The sequence below is a fragment of the Bradyrhizobium sp. LeoA1Lang genome, assembly GCF_055413685.1.
In genome coordinates this window covers 1-9,776 of record NZ_JBVAPG010000231.1, presented here as the reverse complement: position 1 = coordinate 9,776, position 9,776 = coordinate 1, and the positions used below count along the sequence as shown (strand labels likewise).

The window sequence follows — 9,776 nt, the reverse complement described above, 5'->3', positions numbered from 1 at the left end:
GCCGCGCATCGCCAAACCGACCCAGCCCGTAGTCCATCCCAGACATCGCTCACTCCCGCGAATCATCGTTCAACTCACGGAATCAGCGATCAAATTCCTTCGCAAGATGTGCGAATATGACAGCCGCTTGCGGGGGAGGTCGGATCGCATCGCCAGATGCGATCCGGGTGAGGGTTCTCTCCACACGAAGAGTCTCGCCGCGGAGACACCCTCACCCCAGCCCTCGCGGAGCGAGCTATGCTCGTCTCCCCGCAAGCGGGGAGAGGGAGCGCAGTGTCGTCTGGGGCACCACGCTAATTCCTGCGCTCCGCAACGAACCGCGCCGCCGCGCGCAGCACGTCGCCCTTCGGTCCGAACACCGACAAAGCGGCATCGGCGCGGGCGAGGAGGTCGCGGACGCGCTGCTTGGCGCCGTCGATGCCGAGCTGGGTGACGAAGGTGGTCTTGCCGAGGGCGGCGTCCTGGCCGGTCTGCTTGCCGAGCGCGGCAGCATCGCCCTCGACGTCGAGCAGGTCGTCGGCGATCTGGAAGGCTTCGCCGAGCGCGCGGCCGAAATCGTCGAGTGCCAGATATTCTTTCTCGGAGGACTGGCCGAGGATGGCGCCGGCGATGCAGCCGAAGCGGAGCAGCGCGCCGGTTTTCATCTGCTGCAGCCGCGCTACGTCCACCGGCTCGCGGTCGCCGAACCGGCCTTCGCCGGCCAGGTCGAGCATCTGTCCGCCTGCCATGCCGCCGACGCCGGAGGCGCGCGCCAGCGCGCGGGTCAGCGCCAGCCTGACGCCGGCATCGCGATGGATCTCGTCGCGGGTGATGATGTCGAAGGCGATCGTGAGGAGCGCGTCTCCGGCGAGGATCGCGGTCGCATCGTCATAGGTTTTGTGGAGGGTGGGGCGGCCGCGGCGCAGATCGCTATTGTCCATCGCCGGCAGGTCGTCATGGATCAGGGAGTAGCAGTGGATGCACTCGAGCGCGGCCCCCGCCATCAGCGCGGCATTGCGCGGCACGCCGAACACGGCGGCACTCTCGACCACCAGGAACGGCCGCAGGCGCTTGCCGCCGCCGAGGCTCGAATAGCGCATGGCCTCGATCAGCCGCCTCGGGCGGACGATCTCGTCCTGCTCCACGGTGTCGGCCAAAAGTTTCGCCAGCAGGGCCTCGGTATCGTCAGCGGTCTGGTCCAGACGCTTGGCGAATTCTGCAGTACCGGTCGTCATTAAGAATTGCTCCAGATCAGATTCCGGGGCGGACAATCGTTGATGGCATCGGCTTCGTCAATTCCGCCCGCCGGCCGGAAATGCCTTAAAAGTGCTGGAAAACCTGCCAATTATCGCGAAATCTCACCCGAAACCGGCCAATATTGCCGGCAGCGCCGACCAGCTTTCAGCCGGAACCTCCAATTTGCGCATTGTCCGGATCCTTTTGCTGCTGCTGGTGGCCGCGCTGCTCGTGCCCTACGTGCTGACACCGCTTTACCGGTCCGGCCATCCGGTCTCGGCGCTGATGGCTTGGCGTTACCTGAAGGGTGCGCCGGTCACGCGGCAATGGGTCGATTTCAATGCGATCTCGCCGTATCTCCCCCGCTCGGTGGTGGGGTCGGAGGATTCGAAATTCTGCAGCCATCGCGGCATCGACTGGGACGCGCTGCAGGATGCGATCGACGATGCCGAGGACGGCGAGCCGGGCCGGGGCGGCTCGACCATCACCCAGCAGGTCGCCAAGAACCTGTTCCTGTGGCCGAGCCGCAGTGTGGTCCGCAAGGCGTTGGAACTGCCCCTCGCCATGTGGATCGATTTCGTGCTGCCGAAGCAGCGGATCCTGGAAATCTATCTCAACATCGCCGAGCTCGGCCCGTCCGGCCAGTTCGGGGCCGAGGCCGGCTCCCAATACGCCTTCGGCCATTCGGCGGCGACCCTGTCGCCGCGCGAGGCAGGGCTGCTCGCGGCGATCCTGCCCAATCCGGTCAAACGCAGCGCCCGCAATCCCGGTCCCGGCGTACGCCGCCTCGCCGCCACCTATATGGCTCGCGCCAGCGCGGTTCAGCGCTGCTGGAGCGAGAGCCGCGGGTTCTGAATGCGCTGCATCGGCGCCTGGGAACCAGGGTTACCCATTGGGGTCAAGAAGTAGTAAGATTTGCTCCCGCCAGTTGAAAGAGCTCTCATGGCATCGGTCGAGAAAGTGAGCGTCGCACTGACGAGCGAGCAAATATCGGCGCTCAAGGCCGCAGTAGACGCGGGAGAGTACGCCACCACGAGTGAGATCGTCCGCGAGGCGGTGCGGGACCGAGCGCTAGTTCGATCGCATCGAAGCCAAGGCGGAGCTGCTGAGGTCGCAGCCAAGGATGGGTGTGCGTCGGTCTGATCTTCGTCCATCAATGCGCATGCTGGTCGAGGCTCCTTATCTGCTGCTCTACCGCACCGATCCGGACACCGATGAAGGCCCGATCGACGCGATCGAAATCATCCGGGTCGTTGACGGGCGTCGGGACCTGCACGGCCTATTTTAGATAGGATGAAACTGTGCGCCCTTACGGAGCGGCAATCGATAGCAAAATGATCATGTTTTGTTCTGGCGGAATCGCGGAGGCTTGGCCTCGCTCGCAAGCGGAGAGGCGGCGAGGCAACGCAATCTGATCGCGTCAGGCCCTAGCTTTACGCCTTCCCTTCCTCTATAAGCGCGGCCTTATTGGCATCGCAGCTCGCTTTTGACGCGCGTCCTTAATTTCGGACGATGCCTCCGCAACACCCCTAGAGGACCGTTATGGCTGTTCCCAGAAGAAAAACCTCGCCGTCGCGCCGTGGCATGCGCCGATCGGCGGATGCGCTGAAGAAACCGACCTATGTCGAGGACAAGGATTCCGGCGAGCTGCGTCGCCCGCACCACCTCGACCTAAAGACCGGCATGTACAAGGGCCGGCAGGTCCTGAAGAAGAAAGAATCCTGATCCTCGCGGGATCGGCGAACATTTGGATTCCCGGCTCTGAAAGCAGGGCCGGGATCACGATTGATTGGGCCGCCTGAAATCGGCCAATGAGTGCGATCAGATGGTCCGGGTCGGCGCGTCGAGCGTGATCCGGGAAGAGTGGCACCGGTTTTCCCTCGCGACAAACGCGTAGCGTTTGTGCGGAGGTCATGCTCAAACAATGAAATGAGATCATGATCCGATTCATCCCGATCGGATCACGCTCTCTGGGCGTTTCGCTCCTGGTTTCCTTCGCTAAGGCCTCGCTCGCATGGTCGGTTTTCCGCTGCTGCTGATTCCGCTCGCGGTCTACAACATCATCGTCTTCCTGATGCCCGGCGTTTCGCTGGCCGATCCGTTGTTGACGGTGACGCTGATGTCGGGGGCGGAATGGCGGATAACGCTGAACGACATCCTGCTGGCGCTCGGCATCCTCCTGCTGTTGCTCGAGGTCATCAAGGGCGCGCGACCGGGCGCCAAATTCGTGATGGATCATTTGCTGTCGCTGATCGTGTTCGGCGCGGCAGCCGCCGAATTCGTGCTGTGGCCGAAATTCGGCACCTCGACCTTTGGTCTGCTGACTTTGCTGGCATTGGCGGATTTCATCTCCGGAATCGCGCTTCGCACCCGCCGTCGTGCGGTGGCGCCCGCAACACGGGTGCAGCAAATCGAGCCGGAACCAGCCCCTCCGCCGCAACCCGCACCGGTGCCACCCCCACAGCCGGCTCCCGCGCCGGCCCCGCAGCCGGCTCCGCCGCCCGCTGCCTCAACGACGTCAGCGAACACGATGCCGCCGGCGGCTTCGGTCGCGGAATCGGTGCCGCTGGATCATTCCAAGCCGACGCAGGCACAACCCGCGGTCGCCTCCCCGGACCTGCAGCCGAGCCGCAATCCGCCGACTGAACCGGAACAGCGCTGAGCGCGATCAGATGATCTGGCGCGTGCGGCGTGCGACGCCGCGCCGTTCCTGCGGATGGGCGCCATAGGCCATCTGCGCATCCGCCAGCGTGGCGCGCCGCAGCGGACGAGTCTCTGGCGCCAGCGCCGCAGTTGCGATCAGTTGGGTCACAAAGCCTGCGTCGGGCCGTGGCAGCGGCCGTTTGGACTCGGAGTGCAGGGATTCGGTCAGCGGGACGAGTTCAGCCGAGGTGGTGGCGGCGCCGGTTAAAACCTCGCCGTCCAGCACTTGCCTTGATCCGCCGGCTTCCGGCATCGCTGATCCCGCCCGATTGTCACGTTTCGGGACGCTACCATCCCCCTTGGCCTCGAACTCGCAAGGTCCATGCCGGTGCACGGGCTTTTGTTCCCGATGGCGGCAAAACGTGGTTTCCAGATTATTTATGAACTTTACCTAAGGTCTGACTGGAAACAGAGGCACACTCCGGGCTTGGAATCACTTACCCACTGTCACATGCGTCCACCTGTATCCACTTGGCCCTTGTCCTGAATTGGCCGTGTCCTGAAACGAGGCGACAGCAGATGCCTTCCATCCCGCCAGCCGCCGACATCCTGGCTTCGCTCGGCCAAGTGACCTTTGTCTGGGATATTGCCTCCGATGCGCTCGTCTGGAGCGACAATGTGGCCTCGGTTTTCCCGGATCTCCCGGCGGAGGCGATTGCAAGCGGCGCTGCATTTTCCAGGCTGATCGAGCCATCGCGCGCGATCCGCAGCGATGCGTTCGGCCAACCCGCGCCGCTCCGCAGCGGCGAGGGCATGCCCTACCGAATAGAGTACGGCGTGCGGGCGAGCACCTCGGCGCCCGTGATCTGGATCGAGGAAACCGGCTGCTGGTTTGGCGGACCCGACGGCCGGCCTGTGCACGCCCAGGGCGTGATCAGGATCGACAATGAGCGTCATGCCCGCGACGAGCAGCTCGTGAAGCTGTCGCGACACGATCCGCTCACCGGTGAACTCAACCGCACCCATCTGATCGCCGCGCTCGCCGAGGCGATCGAGGAGGCTACACGCTTCCGTTCGTCCTGCGCCTTCATGCTGATCGGCATCGACCATCTGGCGCGCATCAACGACGCCTTCGGCTTCGACGTCGCCGACGCCGTGATCGCGGAGATCAGCAAGCGCATCCGCGCCCGCCTGCGCGGCGGCGACGTGCTCGGGCGTTTCTCCGGCAACAAGTTCGGGCTGATCCTGCGCAACTGCACCGTCGACGATGCCAATGTCGCCGCCGAACGTTTTCTCACCGCTGTGCGGGAGGAGATCGTGCCGACCAGGTCGGGCCCCGTCTCGGTGACGGCGTCGATCGGCGCGGTCAGCGTGCCGCGCCACGCCCGCAACGCCGACGAGGCGATCAACCGCGCCCAGGAGACGCTCGATACCACCAAGAGCCGCCGCGCCGGCTCGTTCCTGCTTTGGAAGCCGAATGTCGAGCGCGACGCTCAGCGCCGCGTCAACATCCGCGTCACTGACGAGATCGTCACCGCGCTGAACGAACGGCGCATCGTCGTGGCGTTCGAGCCGGTGGTTGAGGTGCAATCGCGGCAGCCCGCCTTTTACGAGTGCCTGGTGCGCATGCAGCAGGAGGACGGTCGGGCATTGTCGGCGCCGGACATCGTGCCGGTCGCCGAGCGTCTCGGCCTGATCCGGCTGGTCGATCACCGCGTGCTCGAGCTTGCGGTGGCCGAGCTTGCCGCTTCACCCGAGGTTCAGCTCAGCCTCAACATCTCGCCGGACACCACGATGGATCCGGACTGGCTGGCCGGAATCGAATCGCTGATGGCCGCGCATCCCGGCGTCGGCGAGCGGCTGATCGTCGAGATCACGGAGACGGTGGCGATCAGCAATCTCGACGAGGTGCGCGGCTTCGTCACGCGCCTGAAGAATTTCGGCAGCCGGATCGCGATCGACGATTTCGGCGCCGGCTACACCTCGTTCCGCAACCTGCGCAAGCTCGGCGTCGATATCGTCAAGATCGATGGCGCCTTCGTGCAGAACATCGCGCATTCCGCCGACGACCGCGCTTTCGTGCAGACACTGCTCGACCTCGCGCGCCGGCTCGGCATCAAGACGGTTGCGGAATGGGTGCAGGATGAAGCGTCCGCGGTGATGCTGCGCGAATGGGGCTGCGACTATATCCAGGGCCGCCTGATCGGATTGGCCTCGCCGACGCGGCCATGGCACACGGCGGATAAGACGATGCCGGCGGCCGGGTAGCTGGTCGTCCACCGCTGGCTGTCATTCCGGGGCGATGCGACAGCATCGAGCCCGGAATCCATTCAGCGGCTCGCGCAAGCGGCCCAATGGATTCCGGGTTCGCGCTGCGCGCGCCCCGGAATGACGAACTCAATGGCAGGTTCGGAAGAGCCTACTCTTCCTTCTTCGTCGTCGTCGTCTCGCGCGACATCCGCTCGAGGCGCTCCTGCATCTCCTTCATCTGGCGGCGCAGGTCGTCGATATTGGCGTCATCCGGCGCCGGCTCCGGCACTTTCTCGGGCTCGGGCGTTGCGGTTCCCGTGCGCGGCGGCACGAATGGCTTGAACATGGAGAAGGTCTGCTGGAACAGCTCCATGTTGCGCCGAACCTGTTCCTCGAGCGGGGCGAAGGGAGTTCCGCTCAGCGTGCTTGCGATCTGCTTGCGGAATTTCTCCTGCTCTTTCGTCAGCGTCTCGATCGACTGCTCGAGATATTTCGGCACCACCATTTGCATGCTGTCGCCGTAGAACCGGATCAACTGCCGCAGGAAAGTGGTCGGCAACAGATTCTGGCCGGCCTTGTTCTCCTGCTCGAAGATGATCTGCGCCAACACCGATCGGGTGATGTCGTCGCCGGTCTTGGCGTCGTAGACGAGGAAATCCTCGCCTTCCTTCACCATCGCGGCGAGATCCTCGAGCGTCACATAAGTGCTGGTTCCGGTATTATAGAGCCGCCGGTTGGCGTACTTCTTAATCGTGGTCGGGTGTTCTGATTTTGCCATGGGGGCTCACACATCAACACCAGGAGGGAACCCTTTGCAGCATTGCTGCAGGGGTGATGCACACGCATCGCAGCAAAGGTAAGCATTTTCAAAGCCGCTCGGCAACGATTTGTGCGCCACGGTTAATTCCAAAGCATAGTTATTGCTCAGGAAAGCTCCAACAGGGTCAATTTAAGTGCGCCGCGGCAGGATTTGGCCGTCTGGCCGATTGACATGCCTCAAGGACGTTAACAGGATGAGGCCGAAAGATAGGCCCGCGTCCGGCCGCCCGCCCGCCGCCAAGCTACCCAGGCCAAACATCAAGCTCTAGGAGATGCCCATGTCAGACGATGTCGTCATCGTCAGCGCCGCCCGCACCCCGGTCGGCAGTTTCAACGGTGCGTTCGCCAACACTCCCGCCCATGACCTCGGCGCCATCGCCATCAAGGCGGCGCTGGAGCGCGCGGGCGTCGAGCCGGGCCGCGTGTCCGAAGTCATCATGGGTCAGATCCTGACCGCAGCCCAGGGCCAGAACCCGGCCCGCCAGGCCTCGATCGTCGCCGGCATCCCGGTGGAAAGCCCGGCCTGGGGCGTCAACCAGCTCTGCGGCTCGGGCCTGCGCTCGGTCGCGCTCGGCTACCAGGCGCTGGTCAATGGCGATTCCGAGATCGTCGTCGCCGGCGGCCAGGAATCCATGAGCATGGCCCCGCATGCGCAGTATCTCCGCGGTGGCGTCAAGATGGGCGGCGTCGAATTCGTCGACACCATGATCAAGGACGGCCTGTGGGACGCCTTCAACGGCTACCACATGGGCAACACGGCCGAGAACGTGGCGCGGCAATATCAGATCACCCGCGCCCAGCAGGACGAGTTCGCCGTCTCCTCGCAGCAGAAGGCCGAAGCCGCGCAGAAGGCCGGCCGGTTCAAGGATGAGATCGTCCCCGTCACCATCAAGACCCGCAAGGGCGACGTCGTGGTCGACACCGACGAATATCCGCGCCACGGCGCCACGCTCGACGCAATGGCCAAGCTCAAGCCCGCCTTCGAGAAGGACGGCACGGTGACCGCCGGCAGCGCGTCCGGCATCAATGACGGCGCCGCCGCCGTGGTGCTGATGACGGCGAAGCAGGCCGCCAAGGAAGGCAGGACGCCGCTCGCGCGCATCGTCTCCTGGGGCCAGGCCGGCGTCGACCCGAAGATCATGGGCACCGGCCCGATCCCGGCTTCGCGCAATGCGCTGAAGAAGGCCGGCTGGAGCATCGGCGATCTCGATCTGATCGAGGCCAACGAGGCGTTCGCGGCGCAGGCCTGCGCTGTTAACAAGGACCTCGGCTGGGATACGTCCAAGGTCAACGTCAACGGCGGCGCGATCGCGATCGGTCACCCGATCGGCGCGTCCGGCGCCCGCGTCCTTGTGACGCTGCTGCACGAGATGCAGAAGCGCGACGCCAAGAAGGGCCTCGCCACGCTGTGCATCGGCGGCGGCATGGGCATCGCGATGTGCGTTGCACGCGACTGAACAAGAGGCAACATGCCGGGTTGAATGATGAAAAGATCGTCTGTCAACCACAGTGCAAGCTGTTAAGAGAATGCCCGGCCTCGCGCCGGGCATTTTCGTTTTGGAATATCGATAGATTTCAAAAGACCGGCACAATGTCGGCTTAGAAAAAACGGCCAAGGAGGAGACGGACATGGCACGTGTTGCATTGGTAACGGGTGGGACGCGAGGTATCGGCGCTGCGATCAGCAAGGCGTTGAAGGCGGCGGGCTACAAGGTCGCGGCGACCTATGGCGGCAATGATGCCGCGGCGCAGAAGTTCAAGGAAGAAACCGGCATTCCCGTTTACAAATGGGACGTCGCCTCGTTCGATGCCTGCGCGGCCGGGGTCAAGCAGGTGGAGGCCGACATCGGCCCGGTCGACGTGCTTGTCAACAATGCCGGCATCACCCGCGACACCGCATTCCACAAGATGACGCTGCAGCAGTGGAACGAGGTGATCGACACCAATCTCGGCTCGCTCTTCAACATGACGCGCCAGGTGATCGAGGGCATGCGCGCCCGCAAGTTCGGCCGCATCGTCAACATCTCCTCGATCAACGGCCAGAAGGGCCAGTTCGGCCAGGTCAATTATTCCGCGGCCAAGGCCGGCGACATCGGCTTCACCAAGGCGCTCGCGCTTGAGAACGCCAAGGGCGGCATCACCGTGAACGTGATCGCGCCCGGCTACATCAACACCGAGATGGTGCAGGCGGTGCCGAAGGACGTCCTGGAGAAAAACGTGATTCCGCAGATCCCGGTCAACCGTCTCGGTGAGCCCGAGGAGATCGCGCGCGCGGTGCTGTTCCTCGCCGCCGACGACGCCGGCTTCATTACCGGCTCGACGCTCACCGTGAACGGCGGCCAGTATCACGCGTGATGTTTTCTCGCGTCATTGCGCGGAGCGATGGCGGACACATGCGGAAACGTAGAGCCTGAGAACCAATTCGGTCTGCGGGTAGACGGCATCCGAAGTAGCGGATGTTGAAGACCTCGACGGTCGAGCGGGGCGGGATTTGCGCTCCGCTCCGCTATGGGTTGGCGCAGCTATGCGTTGGCGAGGCGATGTCCCTGCAGGATGTTGTTGGTGAGGGCGTACCAGAGCACGACGGCACGGACCTTGTCGATGCCGCGCACGGTCAATTGCCTGAGGTCCCAGTTGCGCCAGCGGGCATGGATGCATTCGCAGATCGAGCGGGCCTGGTACTGTGCCGTGCCGGCGTCACTGGCCATGCGGGCGCGCCAGGCGGGAATGTCAGATATTTTGTGTAAGAGACTTCTGTGAAGGGTGAATTGCAGTCGTTTGTTTTATCAGCCGGACATTGGTGTCGATCCCATGGTGGCTAACAGTGGCCGGGCAGCAAGCTCTGTCAA

The 9,776-nt window shown here is 63.9% G+C and carries 10 protein-coding genes and 1 pseudogene; 7 read left to right on the top strand and 4 right to left on the bottom strand.

All coding sequences use genetic code 11. The features are described from left to right. Positions 1 to 293: 293 nt before the first annotated feature. Positions 294 to 1,214, bottom strand: coding sequence for a polyprenyl synthetase family protein (locus tag ACZYOF_RS39790; RefSeq protein ID WP_130583144.1), 921 nt, complete (start codon positions 1,212 to 1,214; stop codon positions 294 to 296). A gap of 184 nt (positions 1,215 to 1,398) precedes the next feature. Here ACZYOF_RS39790 and mtgA point away from each other — a divergent pair, with 184 nt between their 5' ends. From mtgA to ACZYOF_RS39770, 4 genes are all read left to right on the top strand, one after another. Next, positions 1,399 to 2,070 carry a monofunctional biosynthetic peptidoglycan transglycosylase gene (gene mtgA / locus ACZYOF_RS39785; protein ID WP_463719165.1) on the top strand — a complete coding sequence of 224 codons (672 nt, stop codon included), beginning with the start codon at positions 1,399 to 1,401 and terminating at the stop codon, positions 2,068 to 2,070. A 268-nt stretch (positions 2,071 to 2,338) separates the two neighbouring features. Then, positions 2,339 to 2,503, top strand: coding sequence for a type II toxin-antitoxin system RelE/ParE family toxin (locus tag ACZYOF_RS39780; protein ID WP_463719164.1), 165 nt, complete (start codon positions 2,339 to 2,341; stop codon positions 2,501 to 2,503). 254 nt (positions 2,504 to 2,757) lie between these two features. Next, positions 2,758 to 2,940 (top strand): 50S ribosomal protein L32, encoded by a 183-nt coding sequence (gene rpmF, locus ACZYOF_RS39775; RefSeq protein ID WP_024509484.1) that lies wholly within the window; start codon positions 2,758 to 2,760, stop codon positions 2,938 to 2,940. Between the two features lie 289 nt (positions 2,941 to 3,229). After that, a complete protein-coding gene (locus ACZYOF_RS39770; RefSeq protein WP_463719163.1) occupies positions 3,230 to 3,877 on the top strand; it encodes a hypothetical protein in 648 nt (215 codons plus the stop codon). Positions 3,878 to 3,883: 6 nt separating this feature from the next. Here the strand turns inward: ACZYOF_RS39770 and ACZYOF_RS39765 are convergent, their stop codons facing one another. Further along, complete coding sequence (locus ACZYOF_RS39765) at positions 3,884 to 4,171, bottom strand: hypothetical protein (protein WP_130583148.1); 288 nt, start codon at positions 4,169 to 4,171, stop codon at positions 3,884 to 3,886. 266 nt (positions 4,172 to 4,437) lie between these two features. Between ACZYOF_RS39765 and ACZYOF_RS39760 the strand changes: the two genes are divergently transcribed. Then, positions 4,438 to 6,126 carry a putative bifunctional diguanylate cyclase/phosphodiesterase gene (locus ACZYOF_RS39760; protein ID WP_130583149.1) on the top strand — a complete coding sequence of 563 codons (1,689 nt, stop codon included), beginning with the start codon at positions 4,438 to 4,440 and terminating at the stop codon, positions 6,124 to 6,126. A gap of 151 nt (positions 6,127 to 6,277) precedes the next feature. On the opposite strand, the gene phaR is transcribed toward ACZYOF_RS39760, so the two are convergent. Next, entirely contained in the window at positions 6,278 to 6,886 is a 609-nt protein-coding gene (phaR, locus tag ACZYOF_RS39755) for a polyhydroxyalkanoate synthesis repressor PhaR (RefSeq protein ID WP_282532519.1), read from the bottom strand. Between the two features lie 319 nt (positions 6,887 to 7,205). Here phaR and ACZYOF_RS39750 point away from each other — a divergent pair, with 319 nt between their 5' ends. Continuing rightward, entirely contained in the window at positions 7,206 to 8,384 is a 1,179-nt protein-coding gene (locus ACZYOF_RS39750; protein ID WP_130583151.1) for an acetyl-CoA C-acetyltransferase, read from the top strand. Positions 8,385 to 8,556: 172 nt separating this feature from the next. Beyond that, complete coding sequence (phbB, locus tag ACZYOF_RS39745; protein WP_130583152.1) at positions 8,557 to 9,282, top strand: acetoacetyl-CoA reductase; 726 nt, start codon at positions 8,557 to 8,559, stop codon at positions 9,280 to 9,282. 167 nt (positions 9,283 to 9,449) lie between these two features. Here the strand turns inward: phbB and ACZYOF_RS39740 are convergent. Continuing rightward, a pseudogene (locus tag ACZYOF_RS39740) lies at positions 9,450 to 9,650 on the bottom strand (transposase); the annotation flags it as partial. Positions 9,651 to 9,776 lie beyond the last annotated feature (126 nt).

What these genes read in the sequence shown, in the direction of transcription:
- ACZYOF_RS39790 (WP_130583144.1), bottom strand. Translation starts at nt 1,214, where the DNA reads ATGACGACCGGTACTGCAGAATTCGCCAAGCGTCTGGACCAGACCGCT.
- ACZYOF_RS39780 (WP_463719164.1), top strand. Translation starts at nt 2,339, where the DNA reads ATGGGTGTGCGTCGGTCTGATCTTCGTCCATCAATGCGCATGCTGGTC.
- rpmF (WP_024509484.1), top strand. Translation starts at nt 2,758, where the DNA reads ATGGCTGTTCCCAGAAGAAAAACCTCGCCGTCGCGCCGTGGCATGCGC.
- ACZYOF_RS39770 (WP_463719163.1), top strand. Translation starts at nt 3,230, where the DNA reads ATGGTCGGTTTTCCGCTGCTGCTGATTCCGCTCGCGGTCTACAACATC.
- ACZYOF_RS39765 (WP_130583148.1), bottom strand. Translation starts at nt 4,171, where the DNA reads ATGCCGGAAGCCGGCGGATCAAGGCAAGTGCTGGACGGCGAGGTTTTA.
- ACZYOF_RS39760 (WP_130583149.1), top strand. Translation starts at nt 4,438, where the DNA reads ATGCCTTCCATCCCGCCAGCCGCCGACATCCTGGCTTCGCTCGGCCAA.
- phaR (WP_282532519.1), bottom strand. Translation starts at nt 6,886, where the DNA reads ATGGCAAAATCAGAACACCCGACCACGATTAAGAAGTACGCCAACCGG.
- ACZYOF_RS39750 (WP_130583151.1), top strand. Translation starts at nt 7,206, where the DNA reads ATGTCAGACGATGTCGTCATCGTCAGCGCCGCCCGCACCCCGGTCGGC.
- phbB (WP_130583152.1), top strand. Translation starts at nt 8,557, where the DNA reads ATGGCACGTGTTGCATTGGTAACGGGTGGGACGCGAGGTATCGGCGCT.